Source organism: Pantoea pleuroti (genome assembly GCF_014156615.1).
Lineage (GTDB): Bacteria > Pseudomonadota > Gammaproteobacteria > Enterobacterales > Enterobacteriaceae > Pantoea > Pantoea agglomerans.
Genome location: NZ_SBFD01000001.1, coordinates 157,682 through 176,799, shown reverse-complemented (window position 1 = coordinate 176,799; position 19,118 = coordinate 157,682). Strand labels below are relative to the sequence as shown.

The 19,118-nt window shown below is 51.3% G+C and carries 23 protein-coding genes; 14 read left to right on the top strand and 9 right to left on the bottom strand.

What is annotated here, in order from left to right:
• The 4 genes from EPG66_RS00955 to EPG66_RS00940 form a co-directional block, all read right to left on the bottom strand.
• Complete coding sequence (locus EPG66_RS00955) at nt 1-648, bottom strand: metallophosphoesterase (RefSeq protein ID WP_182685741.1); 648 nt, start codon at nt 646-648, stop codon at nt 1-3.
• A gap of 305 nt (nt 649-953) precedes the next feature.
• Nucleotides 954-1,166, bottom strand: coding sequence for a DUF1272 domain-containing protein (locus EPG66_RS00950; RefSeq protein ID WP_010258758.1), 213 nt, complete (start codon nt 1,164-1,166; stop codon nt 954-956).
• A gap of 135 nt (nt 1,167-1,301) precedes the next feature.
• Entirely contained in the window at nt 1,302-2,651 is a 1,350-nt protein-coding gene (locus tag EPG66_RS00945) for an MFS transporter (RefSeq protein ID WP_182685739.1), read from the bottom strand.
• 141 nt (nt 2,652-2,792) lie between these two features.
• Nucleotides 2,793-4,823 carry a choline transporter gene (locus EPG66_RS00940; RefSeq protein ID WP_031591398.1) on the bottom strand — a complete coding sequence of 677 codons (2,031 nt, stop codon included), beginning with the start codon at nt 4,821-4,823 and terminating at the stop codon, nt 2,793-2,795.
• A 255-nt stretch (nt 4,824-5,078) separates the two neighbouring features.
• On the opposite strand from EPG66_RS00940, the gene betI reads away from it, so the two are divergent.
• The 8 genes from betI to EPG66_RS00900 all read left to right on the top strand — a co-directional run bounded on the left by betI (nt 5,079) and on the right by EPG66_RS00900 (nt 12,003).
• The gene (gene betI, locus EPG66_RS00935) at nt 5,079-5,672 is read left to right on the top strand and encodes a transcriptional regulator BetI (protein WP_010258750.1); all 594 of its coding nucleotides are present in this window, start codon (nt 5,079-5,081) and stop codon (nt 5,670-5,672) included.
• Nucleotides 5,673-5,686: 14 nt separating this feature from the next.
• On the top strand, nt 5,687-7,159 hold the full coding sequence (betB, locus tag EPG66_RS00930) for a betaine-aldehyde dehydrogenase (protein ID WP_182685737.1): 1,473 nt from the start codon (nt 5,687-5,689) through the stop codon (nt 7,157-7,159).
• A 23-nt stretch (nt 7,160-7,182) separates the two neighbouring features.
• Nucleotides 7,183-8,865, top strand: coding sequence for a choline dehydrogenase (gene betA, locus EPG66_RS00925; protein ID WP_033779020.1), 1,683 nt, complete (start codon nt 7,183-7,185; stop codon nt 8,863-8,865).
• Nucleotides 8,866-9,295: 430 nt separating this feature from the next.
• Nucleotides 9,296-9,646, top strand: a complete 351-nt coding sequence (mdtJ, locus tag EPG66_RS00920; protein WP_010258741.1) for a multidrug/spermidine efflux SMR transporter subunit MdtJ — start codon at nt 9,296-9,298, stop codon at nt 9,644-9,646.
• Nucleotides 9,633-9,962 (top strand): multidrug/spermidine efflux SMR transporter subunit MdtI, encoded by a 330-nt coding sequence (mdtI, locus tag EPG66_RS00915; protein ID WP_010258739.1) that lies wholly within the window; start codon nt 9,633-9,635, stop codon nt 9,960-9,962. The genes mdtJ and mdtI overlap by 14 nt, the downstream gene beginning before the upstream one ends.
• 200 nt (nt 9,963-10,162) lie before the next feature.
• The gene (locus tag EPG66_RS00910; protein WP_115764194.1) at nt 10,163-11,305 is read left to right on the top strand and encodes an acyltransferase family protein; all 1,143 of its coding nucleotides are present in this window, start codon (nt 10,163-10,165) and stop codon (nt 11,303-11,305) included.
• Between the two features lie 149 nt (nt 11,306-11,454).
• On the top strand, nt 11,455-11,715 hold the full coding sequence (locus tag EPG66_RS00905) for a hypothetical protein (RefSeq protein ID WP_031591403.1): 261 nt from the start codon (nt 11,455-11,457) through the stop codon (nt 11,713-11,715).
• 102 nt (nt 11,716-11,817) lie between these two features.
• Nucleotides 11,818-12,003, top strand: a complete 186-nt coding sequence (locus EPG66_RS00900; RefSeq protein WP_031591405.1) for a hypothetical protein — start codon at nt 11,818-11,820, stop codon at nt 12,001-12,003.
• Nucleotides 12,004-12,100: 97 nt separating this feature from the next.
• On the opposite strand, the gene EPG66_RS00895 is transcribed toward EPG66_RS00900, so the two are convergent.
• Together EPG66_RS00895 and adhP are read right to left on the bottom strand one after the other, a co-directional pair.
• A complete protein-coding gene (locus EPG66_RS00895) occupies nt 12,101-12,238 on the bottom strand; it encodes a hypothetical protein (protein WP_010258717.1) in 138 nt (45 codons plus the stop codon).
• 213 nt (nt 12,239-12,451) lie between these two features.
• Nucleotides 12,452-13,474 (bottom strand): alcohol dehydrogenase AdhP, encoded by a 1,023-nt coding sequence (gene adhP / locus EPG66_RS00890; RefSeq protein WP_182685736.1) that lies wholly within the window; start codon nt 13,472-13,474, stop codon nt 12,452-12,454.
• Nucleotides 13,475-14,441: 967 nt separating this feature from the next.
• Here adhP and EPG66_RS00885 point away from each other — a divergent pair.
• Together EPG66_RS00885 and EPG66_RS00880 are read left to right on the top strand one after the other, a co-directional pair.
• Entirely contained in the window at nt 14,442-14,900 is a 459-nt protein-coding gene (locus EPG66_RS00885; protein ID WP_124890029.1) for an STM2901 family protein, read from the top strand.
• Complete coding sequence (locus EPG66_RS00880) at nt 14,894-15,193, top strand: DUF1493 family protein (RefSeq protein ID WP_182685735.1); 300 nt, start codon at nt 14,894-14,896, stop codon at nt 15,191-15,193. The genes EPG66_RS00885 and EPG66_RS00880 overlap by 7 nt, the downstream gene beginning before the upstream one ends.
• 269 nt (nt 15,194-15,462) lie before the next feature.
• On the opposite strand, the gene EPG66_RS00875 is transcribed toward EPG66_RS00880, so the two are convergent.
• The 3 genes from EPG66_RS00875 to EPG66_RS00865 are packed head-to-tail and all read right to left on the bottom strand — an operon-like array spanning nt 15,463 to nt 17,553.
• Nucleotides 15,463-16,092 (bottom strand): hypothetical protein, encoded by a 630-nt coding sequence (locus EPG66_RS00875; protein ID WP_182685733.1) that lies wholly within the window; start codon nt 16,090-16,092, stop codon nt 15,463-15,465.
• Between the two features lie 23 nt (nt 16,093-16,115).
• On the bottom strand, nt 16,116-16,697 hold the full coding sequence (locus EPG66_RS00870; RefSeq protein ID WP_182685731.1) for a WYL domain-containing protein: 582 nt from the start codon (nt 16,695-16,697) through the stop codon (nt 16,116-16,118).
• Nucleotides 16,698-16,710: 13 nt separating this feature from the next.
• On the bottom strand, nt 16,711-17,553 hold the full coding sequence (locus EPG66_RS00865) for a phage repressor protein CI (protein WP_182685729.1): 843 nt from the start codon (nt 17,551-17,553) through the stop codon (nt 16,711-16,713).
• 115 nt (nt 17,554-17,668) lie between these two features.
• Here EPG66_RS00865 and EPG66_RS00860 point away from each other — a divergent pair, with 115 nt between their 5' ends.
• The 4 genes from EPG66_RS00860 to EPG66_RS00845 are packed head-to-tail and all read left to right on the top strand — an operon-like array spanning nt 17,669 to nt 19,114.
• Nucleotides 17,669-18,070, top strand: a complete 402-nt coding sequence (locus tag EPG66_RS00860; protein WP_182686021.1) for a hypothetical protein — start codon at nt 17,669-17,671, stop codon at nt 18,068-18,070.
• Between the two features lie 31 nt (nt 18,071-18,101).
• Entirely contained in the window at nt 18,102-18,611 is a 510-nt protein-coding gene (locus tag EPG66_RS00855; protein ID WP_182686019.1) for a phage regulatory CII family protein, read from the top strand.
• 9 nt (nt 18,612-18,620) lie between these two features.
• A complete protein-coding gene (locus EPG66_RS00850) occupies nt 18,621-18,809 on the top strand; it encodes a phage filamentation protein Fil family protein (protein ID WP_182685726.1) in 189 nt (62 codons plus the stop codon).
• Nucleotides 18,773-19,114, top strand: a complete 342-nt coding sequence (locus tag EPG66_RS00845; RefSeq protein WP_182685724.1) for a DUF5347 family protein — start codon at nt 18,773-18,775, stop codon at nt 19,112-19,114. Before EPG66_RS00850 ends, EPG66_RS00845 begins: the two co-directional genes overlap by 37 nt.
• The last annotated feature ends 4 nt before the right edge of the window (nt 19,115-19,118 follow it).

Sequence of the window (19,118 nt, the reverse complement as noted above, 5' to 3'; positions counted from 1 at the left end):
TCACTTTATTTGCACCATCGTCAGATGATTGCCAAACACTGCGCCGGTATCGATGTAGTGCAGATTGGCAATCGTCAGCGGCTGTTTCAGCGGCGTGTGTCCGAAGTAAAAGGCGTCAGCGCCATGGATGCCCGCCCGTTCGCCTGACTCCATCGCCTCCAGCCGCTGACGGCTCCAGACCACCTGCTGCCAGTCGAGTGGCTTATTCAACGCATATTCCCGGGCCGGATAATCAGCATGAGCAATCACAACAGTTCGCTCATCGAGCTGCAGATGGAGAATCAGCGGCAGCTCACGGCAACGCTGCAACGCGTGACGCGCCGCAATCAACGCTGCACCACGCAGCCGAAAGAACCAGTCTCCACCGTTCATCTGCCAGAGCGCTATTTCCTGCCCCTGTAATGCTGAAAGCGCCATCTCCTCATGATTCCCCCGCACGCAGCGAAACCAGGGCTCCTCCAGCAGTGTCAGACAGCCCAGGCTGTCGGGACCGCGATCGATGATGTCACCCACCGAAATCAGTAAGTCCTGCTGCGGGTCAAACTGATGCTGCTGCAACAGCGCATCCAGTTCGCGGCGGCAGCCATGCAGATCGCCGACCACCCAGATCCGTCGCCACGCTGCGCCATTCAGGGATTGGTAAAACATCGCTGCACCCGGCCTTTGTCTGCTGAAAACATCTTCAGAGTATAGTCAGGGCTGCCCCTGTACTGGCATGACGAGCTGGAAAGCATAATGCAAAGGAGGCTGGAAACAAGGGAGCAAGGAAGCAAGGGAGCAAGGGAACAAGGAGGCCGGACAAAACGATTAAAGAGAGGTGAAAGGAGCGTCCCTCCCGGCGCTTATCTCCGGCACTCAGTTAAGGTGGTAGCTCTGTCAGGGACGAAATACATCATAAAGCGATCAGGCGCGCCAGGCTATTCTGCCCCCATCATATCTGTAGTCATTTGGGATCAGCTACGCATTTTAGCCGGATATTTCTGCAGTTTCTCTGCCGGACGCACCGGACGGCGCACCAGTTCACCGCCGCAGTTGGGGCAAAGATGAGTGAGATGCTCAGCACAGTCAGCGCAGAAAGTGCATTCAAACGAGCAGATGCGTGCCGCCAGAGAAGATGGCGGCAGATCAACGTCGCAACGTTCACAATTGGGGCGAAGTTCCAGCATGGTGTGACTCCTTAAAAAAGCGGTATGCGCCAGCTTCGCGGTTGCTGACCCGAATGTCGAGCCAGCAACCGGACAAGAGTGTGTCAGATCCGGACATCCTGCTTTAATGGTGCAGTCAGCGGTGCTTTGCCGCTGCTATTTGTCCCGCTGATCCTCAGGAAGGTCATCGGGCAAATCCTCTTCGTCAGCTGTGCCATCGAACTCAGCACTCTCCTCTTCCGGCTCCTGACCGCCCATCGACGCATGAATCACCTCCTCTTCCAGCGTCGGGATCAGCGCGGCACCCAGTGGCGAGGTCGCCAGACTGTCAGGCATCACCACATGCGGCAACGGCACTTCGGTCGTCGGAAGCGGACCCGGCGCACGCACATAACTCAGTCCGCCAATCACCAGCGCACAAAGCATAAAGAAGAGATAGAGCATATTGCTGCCCAGCGGCTGCATCAGCGCACCGACCACCAGCGGGCCGATACTGGCGCCAATACCAAACGCCATCAGCAGACAGGCAGTTAACGAGACACGACGATCGGCGGCGACCTGATCGTTGGCCAGCGCCACCTGCAACGGATAGAGCGCAAACTGCATCATGCTGGCGGCAAAGGCGATGCCAATCATCCAGTGGAAGGTGAGATGCGGCAGTACCACCAGCGGCACGCAGGCCACGGCAAAGAGCATGGCAATGATGAATAACAGCCGCTGGCGGTCGTAGCGGTCAGAGAGCCAGCTCAGCGGAAACTGCGACACCAGTCCGGCAAAAATCGTGAGACTCATAAAATAACCGGTCTGGCTGGTGGTGAAGCCTTTGCTGCTGCCATAAACCGGTGCCAGGCCATAGAACGCGCCAATCGCCATGCCGGTCACCAGGGTGGTGCCGAGCAGTTTGGGAATAGTGCGGATAAAATAGCCCAGCTCCATCGGCGCCGGCGTCATGGGCCGGACATGAGTGCGGGTGGTCAGTGCAATCGGCACCAGACAGAGCGCGAAACAGAGCGCCACAATCAGCAGCGTGCTCACCCCAAACCCCGATTGCAGGCTCAGGATCACCTGTCCGCCACTGAGTCCAAGGTAGGTGGCGACCATATAGAGGCCGAAAATCATGCCGCGCTGGGAAGATTCCGCCTGATCGTTGAGCCAGCTCTCCAGCACCATGTACTGGCACATCATGCAGAGCCCGATAATCAGACGCAGAAAAACCCACAGCGGAATAAAGTCTGTCAGCCCGTGACCCACCACCGAGGCGGTAATGATCCCGGCACAGGCCACGTAGGCACGGATATGGCCGACGCGGGCAATCAGGTTGTGCCCCACCTTGCCGCCAATCACCAGCCCGATATAGTTGGCCGCAATAATCGCGCCGATCAGCGCACCATTAACCTGCTCACTGGCCAGCCGCAACGAGACGTAGGTAGTCAGTAAACCGGAACCCAGCAGCATCAGAAGCGTAGTGGTATAGAGCGGCAGAAACGTACTGAATATTTTTCCCATATGACTCCCTGTCTACGCTTTTCAGGCATCAGGCCAGCAAAGCCCTAAAGATAGTCGATTTCAGCAGGTGAAGCGGTATTGTTGATGACGACGGTAGCGAAAAAAAAGCCCGCCAGCAATTGCTCACTGACGGGCCCTGACTTAAGCGCTTGGGAAGCTGATGTTGCTGCCCGGCGCTTCACGGTTGAGATGGATGAAGTTCAGGTGTCGCTCATACTGATCCAGTATGTCGATGATCACCTGCTCTTTGCTGTAATCCATTAAGTCGTTACCCTGGCTGCCCTCCATCAGGAAGGTTTCCAGCCGGTAGTAGGTCGACTTACCGCTGCGGGCGCGATAGGTGAAGCCCGGAATCGAATATTGCTGCGGCCAGACCTGATAGATAAAGTCCTGCTCCTCGCCCAGATGAACGCGCAGATCCAGATAGCCAATCGGGTTGCTTTCATCCGGCTCAACGCTCTCCAGCGTGACCCGGCCATCCCGCAGCTCCAGCTCTTTCGCCACTTCCTGCATCGCCGGATAGATGGTTTTTTCCATCATCTGCTGGGTATAACGCGAGCCAGGGTAGTTCATCAGGCGCGAAAGACGCTTCTTCCAGGTCAGGCGATCGGTCGCATGAGCCAGATAGGGCGCGGTGTCGCGCGTGGCGCTGGCCCGACGGTGATCTTCAATCTTCAGCGATTTAAACAGCCCCGCCATCACAAAGAAGATAACAAAGCTGAACGGCAGCCCCATGATCACCGTGGTGTTCTGCAAGGCAGTGATACCGTTGGTCATCAGCATGCTCATGGTCAGTACCCCAATCGCCACAGACCAGAAGATACGCAGCCAGTTCGGTGCATCACTGTTGATGTCTTTCAGTCGCGAGGTGAAGTTACCCAGCACCAGCGAGCCGGAATCCGCCGAGGTGACGTAGAACAGCATACCGGTGATCGTCGCGACCGAGGCGCTGAGTTTAAACGCCGGATACTGCGCCAGCAGGCTATAGAAGCCGCGCTCTGCATGATTCATTACTTCCTGCGCAAACTCCGTATTGCCGTGGATGATCTGATACAGCGCGGCATTACCGAACACTGACAGCCACAACAGCGTAAAGGTAAACGGAATAATCAGCGTGCCCAGCACGAACTCACGGATGGTACGACCACGTGAGATACGCGCCAGGAACAGGCCGACGAATGGCGACCAGGCCACCCACCACGCCCAGAAGAAGAGCGTCCAGCTGTTCATCCACTGTGTCGGGCGATCAAATGCAAAGGTATTGAGCGTCATGCCCATGAAGCGGTTGATGTAATCCCCGACGTTCAGCACCAGCGCATTCAGCAGGAACTCGGTGTTGCCGAAGAACAGCACAAACAGAATCAGTCCCAGCGCCATCACCACGTTCAGCTCAGAGAGAATACGGATCCCTTTATCGACGCCCGACGTGACAGAAATGGTGGCGATCACCACGGAGAGGACAATCAGCGCGGCCTGAGCGGTCAGGCCTTCCGGGATATCAAACAGCACTTTGAGGCCATAGTTCAGCTGAACGACCCCGATGCCGAGCGTGGTGGCGATACCAAAGATGGTCCCCACCACGGCCGCAATATCTACGGTGTGGCCAATCGGGCCATAGATGCGTTTACCAAAGATGGGATAGAGCGCGGAACGGATGGTCAGCGGCAGGTTATAGCGATAGCTGAAGTAGCCCAGCGCAATGCCCATCAATGCATACATTGACCAGCCGGTCAGTCCGTAGTGGAACAGCGTCCAGACCATCGCCTGGCGGGCCGCTTCCATCGTCTGCCCTGCCCCCTCCGGCGGCTGCATATACTGCGTCACCGGTTCGGCGACCGAGAAGAACATCAGGTCGATGCCGATCCCGGCGGCGAACAGCATGGCGGACCAACTGAGCACGCTGAACTCGGGTTTGGAGTGCTCCGGCCCGAGCTTGATCGAACCAAAGCGTGAGCAGGCCATATAGAGCACAAAAACAATATAGAGCGTGGCAGCCAGCATGTAGTACCAGCCGAAGGTGGCGGAAACCCAGTTTACCGCCTTGAGGATCCAGCTCGCGGCCAGTTCACTGTAGAGAATCGTCACAAGTGAAAACGTCAGAATCAATCCGGCAGAGGTATAAAATACAACGGGATTGAGTCTGTCTTTTTCACCGGCAGGTGGATTATTCATCGGTTACCTCTGGTTAATGTCCTGAAAATACGCAATGGATAAGTCTTGCCGTACACGGCTTTCCGGCCGTGCGGCCCTGTTTCGTTCTGTCACTTCCTGTTAATCACTCAGGCAAACCAGCCTATTTTAGCACTCATTGCCGTTTCGCTTTCGCTACATTTAAAGAACAGCATCCTAACAAAGTTTCTTTTTATATTGAACGTGCAATCAAAAAAAGTTTAAATAGGGGCTCGATTTGAGGGTGGAGCTGGAGCTATGCCAAAGGTAGGGATGCAGCCGATACGTCGTCGGCAACTGATTGATGCGACCCTGAGCACGATTAATGAAGTTGGGATTAATGATGCCACTATCGCCCAGATCGCCCGTCGGGCGGGGGTATCCACCGGCATCATCAGTCACTACTTCAAGGATAAGAACGGCTTACTGGAAGCCACGATGCGTGATGTGACGCGTCAACTGCGGGAGGCGGTATTGTCGCGGTTAGAACCGCTGGCCGGTGCCTCTGCAGAACAGCGGTTGTGTGCCATCGTTGAGGGTAATTTTGATGATACCCAGGTGCACACGGCAGTGATGAAAGCCTGGCTCGACTTCTGGTCGAGCAGCATGCATCAGCCCCAGCTTAATCGCCTGGAGCGGGTCAGCAGCCGGCGGCTCTACTCAACGCTGGTGGTCGAATTCCGGCGTGAACTGCCGCTGGAGAAGGCAAGGCTGGCCGCACACGGTCTGGCTGCCCTGATAGATGGTCTGTGGCTGCGCGCCGCGCTGAGCGGTAAACCATTTAACCCGGTCATCGCCCTCACACTGACCACCCAATTCATCCGTCAGCAACTGGCTGGCGAGCACGAATAACGGAAGGAGAAAACATGTCCCGATTCACCGAGCAGAAACTCTACATCGATGGCGCTTATGTTGCCGCAGCGTCTGGCGAAACGTTCCAGACGATTAACCCGGTCAACGGCGAAGTGCTGGCAGAGGTTCATGCCGCCGGCCAGGAAGATGTCAATCACGCCGTTGCTGCCGCCAGAAAAGGCCAGAAAGTCTGGGCCGCGATGACCGCCATGGCGCGCTCGCGTATCCTGCGTCGCGCCGTCGATATTCTGCGTGAGCGTAATGATGAGCTGGCTGAGCTGGAAATGCTCGATACCGGTAAGCCTTACAGCGAAACCTCAGCGGTCGATATCGTCACCGGCGCAGACGTGCTGGAGTATTACGCCGGTCTGGTTCCGGCGCTGGAAGGTCAGCAGATCCCACTGCGCGAAACCTCCTTTGTTTACACCCGCCGCGAACCGCTGGGCGTGGTAGCTGGTATCGGTGCCTGGAACTACCCGATTCAGATCGCCCTGTGGAAATCCGCGCCCGCGCTGGCGGCGGGTAACGCGATGATTTTCAAACCGAGTGAAATGACCCCGCTCACTGCCCTGAAGCTGGCGGAAATTTACACCGAAGCGGGTTTGCCGGATGGCGTGTTCAACGTGCTGCCGGGCATCGGTTCGGTTACCGGTCAGTTGCTCACTGAGCACCCTGGCATCGACAAAGTCTCCTTCACCGGTGGCGTCGTCAGCGGCAAAAAAGTGATGGCCAATGCAGCAGGTTCAACGCTGAAAGAGGTCACCATGGAACTGGGCGGTAAATCACCGCTGATCATCTTTGATGATGCCGATCTCGATCTGGCCGCCGACATCGCCATGATGGCGAACTTCTACAGCTCCGGTCAGGTCTGTACCAACGGCACCCGCGTCTTTATTCCTGCAAAACTGCAGGCCGCATTCGAGGCGAAAATCAGCGAACGCGTCGCCCGCATTCAGGCAGGCGATCTGCGTGACCCGGCGACCAACTTTGGTCCGCTGGTCAGCTTCAGCCATCGCGACAATGTGATGCGTTATATCGAATCCGGCATCGCTGAAGGCGCACGCGTTCTGTGCGGCGGCAAACGTCTGACCGGTGGCGATTTCGACCAGGGTGCCTGGGTTGCACCCACCGTGTTCACCGACTGCCGTGATGAGATGAAGATTGTGCGTGAAGAGATCTTCGGACCGGTCATGTCGATCCTGAGCTACGAAAGTGAAGAAGAAGTGATCCGCCGCGCCAACGACACCGAATTTGGTCTGGCCGCCGGACTGGTGACGCAGGATCTCAATAAGGCGCACCGCGTGATTCATCAGATCGAAGCAGGTATCTGCTGGATTAATACCTGGGGCGAATCGGCCGCAGAGATGCCAGTGGGGGGTTACAAGCACTCTGGCATTGGCCGTGAGAATGGCCTGATGACGCTGCAGAGCTACACCCAGGTGAAGTCCGTGCAGGTTGAGCTGACGCGTTTTCAGTCAGTCTTTTAATCACTTAACCTGAGGAACGATGAATGGAATTTGATTACATTATTATTGGAGCCGGATCCGCAGGAAACGTTCTGGCTACCCGTCTGACCGAAGAGAGCAACGTGAGCGTCCTGTTGCTGGAAGCGGGCGGCCCGGATTACCGCTTTGATTTTCGCACCCAGATGCCCGCGGCCCTCGCCTTCCCGTTACAGGGCAAACGCTATAACTGGGCCTATGAAACCGAGCCAGAGCCTTACATGAACAATCGCCGCATGGAGTGTGGTCGCGGCAAAGGTCTGGGCGGTTCATCACTGATTAACGGCATGTGTTATATCCGCGGTAACGCGATGGATCTCGATAACTGGGCCAGCGAACCTGGACTGGAGAACTGGAGCTATCTGGACTGCCTGCCCTACTACCGTAAAGCGGAAACCCGCGATATCGGCCCGAACGATTTCCACGGCGGCGACGGCCCGGTGTGTGTTGCAACGCCTAAAGCGGGCAACAACGTGCTGTTTGAAGCGATGATTGAGGCGGGCGTGCAGGCGGGTTATCCGCGCACAGACGACCTTAATGGCTATCAGCAGGAAGGTTTCGGTCCGATGGATCGTACCGTCACGCCAAACGGTCGCCGTTCCAGCACCGCGCGTGGCTATCTCGATATGGCCAAAGGCCGGGCTAACCTGAAGATCATCACGCACGCCACCACCGATCGCATCATCTTCGATGGCAAGCGCGCGGTCGGTGTGGAGTATCTGCAGGGCGACAGCAACACTATCAACAAAGTAACCGCGCGTCGTGAAGTGCTGCTGTGTGCCGGCGCTATCGCTTCGCCACAGATCCTGCAGCGTTCTGGCGTGGGTTCTCCTGAGCTGCTGAAGCAGTTTGATATCCCGGTGGTTCACGACCTGCCGGGCGTGGGTGAAAACCTGCAGGACCATCTGGAGATGTATCTTCAGTATGAGTGTAAAGAACCGGTCTCAATCTATCCGGCTCTGAAGTGGTGGAATCAGCCGAAAATTGGTGCGGAGTGGATGTTTAACGGCACCGGTATCGGCGCCAGCAACCAGTTTGAAGCGGGTGGCTTTATCCGCAGCCGCGAAGAGTTCAGCTGGCCGAACATTCAGTATCACTTCCTGCCGGTGGCGATTAACTACAACGGCTCCAACGCGGTTGATGCCCACGGCTTCCAGTGTCACGTCGGCTCGATGCGTTCTCCAAGCCGCGGTCATGTACGCCTGAAGTCACGCGATCCGCGTCGTCATCCGGCCATTCTGTTTAACTACATGTCGCATGAGCAGGACTGGCATGAGTTCCGCGATGCGATTCGCATCACGCGCCAGATCATTAATCAGCCGGCGCTGGACAAGTACCGTGGCCGTGAAATCAGTCCGGGACTGGATTGCCAGACAGATGAGCAACTGGATGAGTTCGTGCGTAACCACGGCGAAACCGCCTATCACCCATGCGGCACCTGTAAGATGGGTAACGACCCGATGTCCGTCGTGGATGGCGAAGGTCGTGTGCATGGACTGGAAGGCTTACGCGTGGTTGATGCGTCGATTATGCCGCTGATCATCACCGGTAACCTGAACGCCACCACTATCATGATTGGCGAGAAGATTGCCGATAAGATTCGTGGTCGCGATCCATTGCCGCGCAGCACCGCCGCTTATTATGTCGCGGGTGATGCACCCGTTCGCACGGTTCCGCAGCGCGCTGAATAATACGTGACAGCGTCACTTAATAATAGTCGGGCACTTTTATTGCCCGGCTATTTTTTTCATTACGATTTACCACACATCCTTTTCCACACTTCACCATTTTCAAATCATCAAACCTTAACCGACATCAAACAAAGCAGCATCTGCTGTTGATTTGGCGATGTGCAGAATGCTATAAATCCAGCGTCTATTTAACCGGAGGCACTATCCGTCCACTGATGAGAAGCAACAATGTGGATGTGTTGTAAATTTTATGAGCAGAATGTTCATGTCAAACCCCCTGTTTTCCCCCATTTGCCTTTCTGGCTGGAATGCCGCCGATCAGCACTGGCGTAACGCCCTGTAGTCCCCTCACCACTTCGACACTGTTCTGAGTCTGCCCGCACGTTGTGCGTTGTTGCAGGTCGTCATTTATCGTTGCTGGAGAGCACCCATGCGCGCCTGGGTTTTATTATCACTCGCTATTGTTACTGAGATTATTGGTACCCTTTTTATGAAATGGTCCAGCCTCAATGGCAGCCATTCCGGCTACCTGATGATGCTGGGCATGATTGCCTGTTCTTATATTCTGCTGAGTTTCGCCATTAAACGTATCGCCCTGGGCGTGGCTTATGCCCTGTGGGAAGGTATCGGCATCATGCTGATTACGTTATTCAGCGTGCAACTGTTTGGTGAAACGTTGTCAGCGCTGAAAATCTGTGGGCTGGTGACGCTGATCGTCGGAATTGTGTTGATCAAAACCGGCACCCAATCATCAGCGGAGGTTAATCATGCTCATCGCTGATCTTGTTCATGCGTCCTGGCTGGCGCTGGCTATCGTGCTGGAGATTGCCGCCAACATATTCCTTAAATATTCTGATGGGTTTAAGAAACCGCTGTACGGTCTGCTTTCACTTTGTTGTGTCCTGCTCGCGTTCAGCGCACTCGCTCAGGCGGTCAAAGGTATCGATCTCTCGATCGCCTATGCGGTCTGGGGCGGTTTTGGGATTATCGCCACTGTCGCGGCCGGATGGGTGTTGTTTGGCCAGCGGCTGAACCGCAAAGGCTGGGCCGGCCTGACCCTGCTGCTGGCCGGTATGATCCTGTTAAAACTGGCCTGATCGGCCATCTCAATCAGTGATATTGATTAAGGGTGTGCCACTGCACGCCCTTAACTTCCTGTGCTTTCCCACCCTGTTTCGGTTGATTTTTCCCTCCTGCCTGTGCTCGGAATCTTCTTACTTTTGTAAAGGCCCGTTTACATATCTGTTGCCTTGAGGCTTAGTGAGCGCCGAAGGTCGGATAAAAACGAGGAATAGTTATGTCTGCAACACGAGGTTGGTCTACGGAGCTGGAGGGATTACGCGGCATCGCTTCTCTCTGGGTATTAGTTGGCCATATCAGCTTACTGGTTCATTGCCATATCACGCTTATTTCATCCCCTGGCATCGGGGTCGATCTGTTTATTCTGTTATCGGGTTATCTGATGGCGAAAAACTACGTCGAGCGTCAGCAGAAAGAGCCGTGGCAGAGCACAGAGACCATTAAGAAGTTCTGGATCCGGCGCTTCTTCCGCATCGCCCCGCTCTACTATCTGCTGTTAATCATCGCTTTGATTTATGGCCCGTGGTTTGGCGAGATGCGTGACACCATTGCTCATTTCTATTCCGGCACCGCCACTGAATCATCGCGTTATACCGACCAGTCGCTGGCAAACATCCTGACCCACTTCAGTTTCCTGTTCGGCCTGCTGCCCGAATATGGTTTTAATACCGTGCTGCCTGACTGGAGTATCGGGCTGGAGATGCAGTTCTATCTGCTGTTCCCGTTCATCATGCTGGTGACGCTGCGCTTTGGTTATGCAGCATCGCTGATTGGCATCATGGCGCTCTGCTGCGCTGGCCGGTATGTGCTGGCAGATTATTATGAGGCGTTTGAGATGCCTTCAATGATCCTGATAAAGCTGAATATGTTCCTGTCGGGCATGCTGCTGGCCGAGGCGATTCGCCGTAAATCCCTGCTTTACGTCGCCTTTGCGCTGCTCGGCCCGGTCGCCAGCGTGGCGATGGGCCTGGGCGCGATTAAGCTGCAGGTGATTATGGAAGCGCTGATGATCGTCGGTATGACGGCAATTCTGTGGCAATACCCGCAGGGCAGCCTGATGGCAACGCTGATTGCTCTGCCACGTAAGCTGCTGAACAACCGTCTCAGCACCTGGCTGGGCGACGTGTCGTTCTCGGTCTACCTGCTGCATCTGCTGATTGTGCTCCCGATGATCGCACTGCTGCTCAATCACACCGACATTGAGTTTAAGAGCGACATGATGCGTTTTCTGATCGTCTGCGTTTCTGCCATCCCGCTGACCTATGCGCTGGCCTCTTTACTCTATAAGTATGTTGAGAAGCCCGGCATTCAGATTGGTAAGCGCGTGCTGAAGCCGAAGCTGGCCGATCAGACCAGCTGAGTTTTTAACGCAGGCCATCCCTTTCCTAAAAGCCCCTGACGGGGCTTTTTTTATTGCCGCTTCACATGGCTTCTCCTGAGCGGAAGTCAGCACACCCGCCGAGGTGAACTACACTTTCCCGGTTAGCAATCTGACTCAGAGGAGAGAACATGAGCATTCAGCATCTGCTGCTATCCAGTGACGGTGGCGCAGTGATCATTGAAGCAGAACAACTCGAAAGTGAGCTGGTTATCCCGCCCCACCTGCAGACCCTGACCGGCGGTGAAGCTGACAGCGATACCGGCCATCGGGTGGCGGTAACAAAGCACTACTGCAAGGGACGCTACTATGCGGTTGCCCTTGATCGCCATGCGGCCAGCAATGAAATTGATGACGTGATCGACCTGCTGCATCCGGCCCCGCTTGATTAGTCTTTGTCGGACAGAACCCGTACATGTTCCGCTGAACTGCTGGCGGAAAAGCTCAGTATTGCCGGTGCGCGGCATTTACCTATTCGTAAGAGGATAAGCATCATGCAAAAGAAGAAGTGGTTTGTTTCTTACGTGATTAAGCCTGAAGGTGAAAATCATGTCACGACTCACGCCTTTATCGAGGGCGACGATGTCGAGGAGGCGCTGGAAGCCTTTATGTTCGAAACCAAGAAAAGCCTGTCGCTGGAAACCGGAGAGCTGATTCTGCTTTCGGTGAGCCTGGTATAACCTCTGATTAACCTCGCAATTGCGGGGTTTTTTATGTCCTGTATCAGGATCGGTTATCTATTTATATTATTTATAATTTCCCTGGTGCGGCACTCAGTTACTTACTGGGATAAGGCCAGGCGTGATCCACGCCAGTTGATGACAGAAGACCGGTAACAGCCAGATACGCCAGTATCAGGACAAATAACACAATCGCTGCAATTTCAATGGATTTGAGTAAGTGATGCTTAGCCATAAATAACCCTCCTTCAGATGTGTGTAATCAGACTTCACCCCATAAACTATAATGTTACCGGTAAAGTTCAAGTGAAAATCACATCATGAAACATAAAGCCGCGCTTATTAATGCTTTAACCGAATGTGCTCTTACTCATTCAGAGGGAGAGAACTGGCCTTACAGGCATAAAAAAGACCGCACGGCGCGGGCTTGTGCGATTATTGGCACGGATTATTCAGCAGGCTGACCGGTAAAGTCGATCACCATCCTGCCGCGGATCTTGCCCTGAATCATCTCATCGAAGATGGCATTGACCTCACCAATCTTCCTTTTGGTCACCTTCGGCACCACCTTCCCTTCTGCCGCAAACTGGAAAGCTTCCGCCAGATCGTTACGCGTTCCGACCAGCGATCCCACCACCTGTATGCCATCGAGCACCAGACGTGGAATATTCAGGCTCATCGCTTCCGGCGGCAGTCCGACAGCCACTACCCGACCACCGGCCCTGACCGCATCGACAGCAGAGTTAAACGCCGCTTTAGCAACCGCCGTTACCACAGCCGCATGCGCCCCACCGGTTTGCTCCTGAATAAAGCGAGCCGCATCTTCGCTGGCAGAGTTTACGACCAGGTCGGCGCCCATCTCTTTCGCCAGTGCCAGTTGCCCATCACTCACGTCAACTGCGATCACTTTGGCATTAAAGACATTTTTTGCATACTGCAGGGCGAGATTTCCCAGCCCGCCAAGACCGTAAATCGCCAGCCACTGACCCGGTTTTACCTCGGACACTTTCACCGCTTTATAGGTGGTGACACCGGCGCAGGTGACACTACTGGCGGCGTATGGGTCAAGCCCATCGGGGACTTTGACCGAATAGTCTGCAACGACGATACACTCTTCAGCCATACCGCCATCGACGGTATAACCGGCATTGACGACCTCTCTGCAGAGCGTTTCGTTACCGGAGTTACAGTATTGACAGTGCCCGCAGCCCTTAAAGAACCAGGCCACGCTGGCACGATCGCCTGGCTTGAGTGAGGTAACATCTGGCGCGACTTCCTCAACAATACCGATACCTTCATGGCCCAGCGTCACGCCGGTTTTATCACCGAAATCACCGTTCTTCACATGCAGATCGGTATGGCATACGCCACAGCATTCCATCCTGAGCCGTGCTTCGCCCGTTTTGAGAGGACGCAACGTCTTCTCTACCACTTCAACCTTGTGTTCAATGTTAGCAATTGCCGCTTTCATAAACGTTACTCCTTTTGATTGAAGACTTAAGGATAAGCCAAACCGCGGTGATGACAAGATGACAGGTAAGCTTTGGGTGCGAGGTTGCCAGGGTTGTTTCTGCTTTTGCAGAGTGGAGTGGGTTTTTGGGGATGGAGGCCGGGCACCTTAAGCTAATAGGGTTATTTTGCGTTCGCTTTTCCACTCAAATTTTAAGCTCACTAATATGTCAGGATTTTATCAATACCATCGGTTAAATTTAATATACACATAAGAAACTACGATAACCCATGCAAAACTAAGAAGTGCTGCATACTGCGGAACAAAGCAGATGAAGATATACACGCCAGCCACAATAACTGCAGCAGGAACTAAATAGAAAAATGACTGAATCAGCCATAAAATAGCACGCTTCATTTATTCAGAATCTCATATAGAGCATCAGCAATTTCCCCTTCGCTGTTATACATAGCCTGCACCCAATATTTTTTGATGTTTACCTTCAATTTCAAGAACCTATATGAATTAAAGACTTCATAAGTAAACATCCTGTAATGCAGCCATAGAGCACCCCATTACTTATATTTACTTTTTTCACAAATCAACCTATTGGTTTCGCAATAACTAAATATCTGTTATGAGGCGCGTTGACCTTTATATATTGACAGACTCTTTGCTTTTTCTTCTCGCTGGCAAAACCTGCCATAGTAGCAATGATGAGATGAACGTTAGTAAAACTGCATTCAAAGCATGCATCAAGTGATCCGCCATTGCGATGCTAGCTACTGTGGGCTGAGGAATAAGATGCATAGATCATGCTGCGTCAACGACCCGAGCGTGCGCATCGTGATCGTTTGATACCAGCGGAGCGACAACTATGGCTTTGAGAGTCGCAAAATGCATCAGATAGCGCCAGCCAGCATCTGGCAGTGACCGGAATTGATGTGATACAGTTTTGACCATTACAGTACCCATTTAAGGGAATGGTATGGATACAACGGAGCAGTTAAACGGAACTTACTTCTATGGCGGACTTACTAACCTTTCTGCAGGAGAGCTTTATTTCTGGATAATGATTGATGTGACTGCAGAGCACTTCAGCGGTACAAAGGATATCATCGCTCTGGTTGCGATTTACTCGGGACAAAATACGATTGACGTATCCGGTAAGCTAAACGGAGCATGGAAAGGCACCTCTTATGCTTCGGTCTATTCTCGAAAGCTGTTACGGGATTACCGTCTTCCATTCAGATTACCCACGTGGATACAGAACCCTAAAAACCCTCTTCAAATTAAAATGTTAATGACTCACAAGCTGGGGACGTTCGTCGGTCGTACAATCCCGGTTTTAGGCTGGGTAATTATGGCCGCTGATGTGGCAGAAATTGGCTGGAAAACTACGGCAAAATATAACCTTCTTGCTCATAAGGAAGACAAGATATGGTAAACGAGGATATAGAGAAAGCTGTATTTGCGCTGGTTGAAGATTATAACGGCAGAAGTTTGTTTACGTTCAGACGCTATAAGCTTGAACTGGATACCGATCTGAACAATGACTTTCGCATGGATCCTCTTGACGCGTATGAATTGCTAGAGCGGTATGCTGACAGATTTGGTATTAATCCCGGCTCTATCACGTTTGCCGAATATTTCCCGGAAGATTTCAACGCACCGCACGATCCGCTGACTATTCGTCTGTTAATTGAGTCTGCACAGGCCGGACGCTGGTTGGGTAAATAATTAACGCCTGCAAACGCAGGCGTCTATTTCTTCTGTTTGTTGCGGCCTCTTCCAGAGGACAAGGGCGGAAAACGTTAATCTCTTACCCTCTGCAGTAATTTATCTTCTTCAGGCACTCTGAAGTAGTTTCTGAACGTTACACACAAAAAAAAGACCGAATACTATTTAATATTTTTTAATTCAATGGGTTAGGTTATTCGGTGGCGATGAAATGGCTAAAATAAACTTAGCGCTGCTACGGTTATGATTTCACCGCCACCTTATGGTGGCTAATCAGCAGTGTGACGTTTAATGAGTCTTGAAGAGTCGATCAACCTTACAGCAGCAGAGAGATTTACATACGCTAAAAATGCTCCAGCGGATAGTGCATATAAGGCCATACCTATCTTTGCCAGTGCAGAAAAATGACTCAGCTTCTCAAGAATAAAATTAGGCAGTAATGCGCTGTATAGCAGCGGCAATAAGAATATTAGCGCCCCGATTGTGTAGAGTGTTACCTTAACAAAAATAGACATACTAAAATAAAACTTATTAGCATATCTCTTTTTTTTCCAAACAAACGTAAGTGGTTCAGTTTTAATATCTAACAGCCCTCTGCACTTTACAAACAAGTCAATATCTCTAGTAGGATTTTCACTTCTAACTAAAGCTTTTCGTTGTTGCTGACTCAGAAAGTTCTCTTTAGTTATTGCAGCATAGCCGTACTCAATGGATAGCCGCTTTAAATCTTCATCATCAGTTATTTTATAGAGATCGTAACTCAATTTGCTAAGCTTTTCTCTTTCTTCAAATATTCGTCGTTTAGTTAAAAACATTTCCTTGAAAAAAGAAAGTACCGCTACCAAAGCCAAAATAATTGGCAATACTACTTTGACAAATGTTTCAAGTATATCCGACATGCAACGTCTCCTTTTAAGAAAAATTATCTTGCTTCCATTTGAGCAGCCCACTCAATAGTATCTATAGCTTCGCCTGTATCTCGGATGATGATTTCACCTTCGACCCTATCGAGCCTAAATGTCTTGAATTTACGTGAAAGATGACAATAACCTTCTAAATACTCACCATCAAAGCTTTTAACATCGACGTCTCGAAAACTGCTTTCGCCTTTACTATTTACATATGAAAAAGCGACGTTTTTGATTTCTGCATCTTTGCCTTTTGCATGGTTAACAGAGCGATACTTGCTTGGCTCACTCTTTTTACTGGGTAAATCAAAATCTCTTACAGCATCAGCATGACCGCTTAGTATATCTTTGTTATTCTTAGGTGCTTGATGATTCCGATTGCCATACCAAACAACAAATGCACCGGCCATCATCATAATTATCGCGATCGGAACTGAATCAGATGGCGAAACTGCTAGACCGGCAGCTGTTAAGAAATACCATGCAGAAAAAATAGATTTACCAATTTTTTTACCAATACCTTGCTGTTTAATAAAAATGCTACGAATAGACCAAATCATTAAAACTAAACCTAAAATTGCAAAAATCATATCCATGATTTATCCCTTATTAAAAATTATAATCCATTGTCAAAACTACCTTGCCAGCAGTTTTTACTTCATCAGCACCACAAGTAAAATTTGTTCCCTTATTAGTGACGCTAATTTTACGCCCAGGTAAAAGCGTGATGTCATACACATCGTATTTACCGTCGATTCCCATCAACCAACGCCCGTTGCTAATATCACCAATACTTAAATCAACAACCCAAGCAGAATTGCTGCTCGATACGAACACCGGTTCAACAAGATTTTGAGAGATGAAGCTAAGGTTGATTTCCCACAGACCATCTTCATACAAGCTGCCTGCAATAAGATTCTTGCGAGGGATAGAAAAGCTTTCGGATTCTATAAAGGTTTCTTTTAGCTGTTTTCCCTTTCCTGTCGCCAGCCAATGCAGATCAACACCTGTATCAAGCGCACACGCAACAACAACATCACCAGGAAAATAATTCCGTCTCACCCAGGTGCTGACAGTGCCTGATGAAATATCCAGTAATTCACAGAGTTGCTTTTGCTGGGTGAATCCATATGCATCAAGGATACGACGAAGCACAGATTTACCACCATTAGCCATAACTTCATCGTAAATAGCCTTACCAGTCAGGTTTGGAAGTTCGCGTTGTAGACTTGCTTTTTCAAGTTCGCCAGTAACCAACCAATTTACATCAGCTCCTGTATCAAGAGAACATTGCACAATAACGTTGCCCGGAACCTGACCGCGCGCTAACCAACTAGCGACATTGCTCTTAGCAATTTCTAGTCTATCGCTTAATTCTTTTTGCATGGTGAAGCCATACGCTGAGAGGATTCGTTCTAACACCTCGCTCGCAACTGCATTTTCAAGACGCATTATTTTTACCAATAAACGCTAAATTATGTTTACAGTTAAACAAATGCGATCTAGAGTGTTCGCATACCACATGCAACACAATAGAACACGCTTAACTAATAGGAGATACTGCGTGATGCATACTGAAAATGCAAATAGTCAGAACGCATTTGACTTAGTGCAATCTCAAGATTTTATTGCCAATGTCGCAGCGATTTTGATGCCAGTCATCAGCGAAGCGGTAAACGACGCCGTAAACAAAGCCGTCACGCTCGCCACATCCCCAACAATGTCCAAACAGGACTTTGCTGCAGCCAACCGCATCAGCCTGTCTGTGCTGGAGAAATGGATTGCTAATGGGGTTGTGCTGCTCGCCCCTACCCCATCTTTTACTTACACGCAGAACCGTACAAATCGTAAGACCGGCGAAGTGGTAGAAACCACCATGACGAAACATGGCAATCCGCTTATCAATGTTGCTGCATGGCGTGAGAAGAACCGCCAACAAGCAATCAAATGCCGCTACATCAAACCATAACTTGATTTTGCAAGTTAAGAAGGATCTGAGCATGTTTGATTTCAAGGTTTCTACCCATACCCATTACGACGATGCCTGTCGCAAATTCGCATTAGCTCACAACATGGAAGTCGTCGCTAAGCGGTCCGGCATGCGTGCGCAAACGTTGCGTAACAAGCTGAATCCAGACCAGCCACATCAGCTTACCGTCTTAGAGGTTTTAGCTCTTACCGATGTCACTGAGGATGCAACGTTAGTTGATGGCTTGCTGGCACAAATCCAGTGCCTCCCCTGTGTGCCGGTAAACGAAGTCGCAGATGAAAAATTTCCTCTGTATGTCATGAAAGCCACTGCAGAAGTAGGCCAGTTAGCAGCTGGGGCAGCCTCTACAGAACACATGACAGCCAATTGTAAACGTGGCCTTCTGCAAAACGTTAATAGCGGTATTCGCTGCTTAGCACTGGCCGCAATGGCGGTACAGGCGCGTATTCAGGCTAACCCGGCGCTGTCCTCAACCGTCGATGCCATAAGCGGCATTGGTGCATCATTTGGCATAAGTTGAGGTGTAATAATGATCTCACTTGCTGCAAAGCTCACACGTCAAAGCCCATCCATGTCATACGGACACGGCTGGATCATGGGAGAAAACGGTAAGCGCTGGAATCCAGTAACGCCATCATCTCCAGAAGTAAAAGCACAGGCATTACCTAAGAGAGGCAAATCATGGCTATCGAAGGCGATTCCATGCTGGTCGAACTGACAGCCGGTCAACGCGTTGCCGCACTGAATCATGTCGCTCTACTCCGCGCGCAACTAATGGGCGGTAATTGCGAAAAAGATGTAGCCCGTTTTATTGTTGAAATGCGCGATGTTACTGACAGCAATTATCAGGATAACAGCCGTGCTTTAAGTGCCATTTTCTTTCTGGCAAACATCGGTAAAGACCGGCACTCAGCCGATTTTACTGATCTCACTACTGATGAAAGAAACGCGTTGATTCGCGCAATGAACCACCTGAAAGCTGTTGTGAGTTTGTTTCCCAAACGAATGACTCTTGTAAGCTAAATAA

What these genes read in the sequence shown, in the direction of transcription:
- mdtI (WP_010258739.1), top strand. Translation starts at nt 9,633, where the DNA reads ATGCTCATCGCTGATCTTGTTCATGCGTCCTGGCTGGCGCTGGCTATC.
- EPG66_RS00895 (WP_010258717.1), bottom strand. Translation starts at nt 12,238, where the DNA reads ATGGCTAAGCATCACTTACTCAAATCCATTGAAATTGCAGCGATTGTG.
- EPG66_RS00860 (WP_182686021.1), top strand. Translation starts at nt 17,669, where the DNA reads ATGCATACTGAAAATGCAAATAGTCAGAACGCATTTGACTTAGTGCAA.
- EPG66_RS00900 (WP_031591405.1), top strand. Translation starts at nt 11,818, where the DNA reads ATGCAAAAGAAGAAGTGGTTTGTTTCTTACGTGATTAAGCCTGAAGGT.
- mdtJ (WP_010258741.1), top strand. Translation starts at nt 9,296, where the DNA reads ATGCGCGCCTGGGTTTTATTATCACTCGCTATTGTTACTGAGATTATT.
- EPG66_RS00955 (WP_182685741.1), bottom strand. Translation starts at nt 648, where the DNA reads ATGTTTTACCAATCCCTGAATGGCGCAGCGTGGCGACGGATCTGGGTG.
- EPG66_RS00850 (WP_182685726.1), top strand. Translation starts at nt 18,621, where the DNA reads ATGATCTCACTTGCTGCAAAGCTCACACGTCAAAGCCCATCCATGTCA.
- EPG66_RS00865 (WP_182685729.1), bottom strand. Translation starts at nt 17,553, where the DNA reads ATGCGTCTTGAAAATGCAGTTGCGAGCGAGGTGTTAGAACGAATCCTC.
- EPG66_RS00885 (WP_124890029.1), top strand. Translation starts at nt 14,442, where the DNA reads ATGGATACAACGGAGCAGTTAAACGGAACTTACTTCTATGGCGGACTT.
- EPG66_RS00910 (WP_115764194.1), top strand. Translation starts at nt 10,163, where the DNA reads ATGTCTGCAACACGAGGTTGGTCTACGGAGCTGGAGGGATTACGCGGC.
- betB (WP_182685737.1), top strand. Translation starts at nt 5,687, where the DNA reads ATGTCCCGATTCACCGAGCAGAAACTCTACATCGATGGCGCTTATGTT.
- EPG66_RS00855 (WP_182686019.1), top strand. Translation starts at nt 18,102, where the DNA reads ATGTTTGATTTCAAGGTTTCTACCCATACCCATTACGACGATGCCTGT.
- EPG66_RS00905 (WP_031591403.1), top strand. Translation starts at nt 11,455, where the DNA reads ATGAGCATTCAGCATCTGCTGCTATCCAGTGACGGTGGCGCAGTGATC.
- EPG66_RS00870 (WP_182685731.1), bottom strand. Translation starts at nt 16,697, where the DNA reads ATGGATATGATTTTTGCAATTTTAGGTTTAGTTTTAATGATTTGGTCT.
- EPG66_RS00880 (WP_182685735.1), top strand. Translation starts at nt 14,894, where the DNA reads ATGGTAAACGAGGATATAGAGAAAGCTGTATTTGCGCTGGTTGAAGAT.
- betA (WP_033779020.1), top strand. Translation starts at nt 7,183, where the DNA reads ATGGAATTTGATTACATTATTATTGGAGCCGGATCCGCAGGAAACGTT.
- EPG66_RS00945 (WP_182685739.1), bottom strand. Translation starts at nt 2,651, where the DNA reads ATGGGAAAAATATTCAGTACGTTTCTGCCGCTCTATACCACTACGCTT.
- EPG66_RS00845 (WP_182685724.1), top strand. Translation starts at nt 18,773, where the DNA reads ATGGCTATCGAAGGCGATTCCATGCTGGTCGAACTGACAGCCGGTCAA.
- EPG66_RS00950 (WP_010258758.1), bottom strand. Translation starts at nt 1,166, where the DNA reads ATGCTGGAACTTCGCCCCAATTGTGAACGTTGCGACGTTGATCTGCCG.
- EPG66_RS00940 (WP_031591398.1), bottom strand. Translation starts at nt 4,823, where the DNA reads ATGAATAATCCACCTGCCGGTGAAAAAGACAGACTCAATCCCGTTGTA.
- betI (WP_010258750.1), top strand. Translation starts at nt 5,079, where the DNA reads ATGCCAAAGGTAGGGATGCAGCCGATACGTCGTCGGCAACTGATTGAT.
- adhP (WP_182685736.1), bottom strand. Translation starts at nt 13,474, where the DNA reads ATGAAAGCGGCAATTGCTAACATTGAACACAAGGTTGAAGTGGTAGAG.
- EPG66_RS00875 (WP_182685733.1), bottom strand. Translation starts at nt 16,092, where the DNA reads ATGTCGGATATACTTGAAACATTTGTCAAAGTAGTATTGCCAATTATT.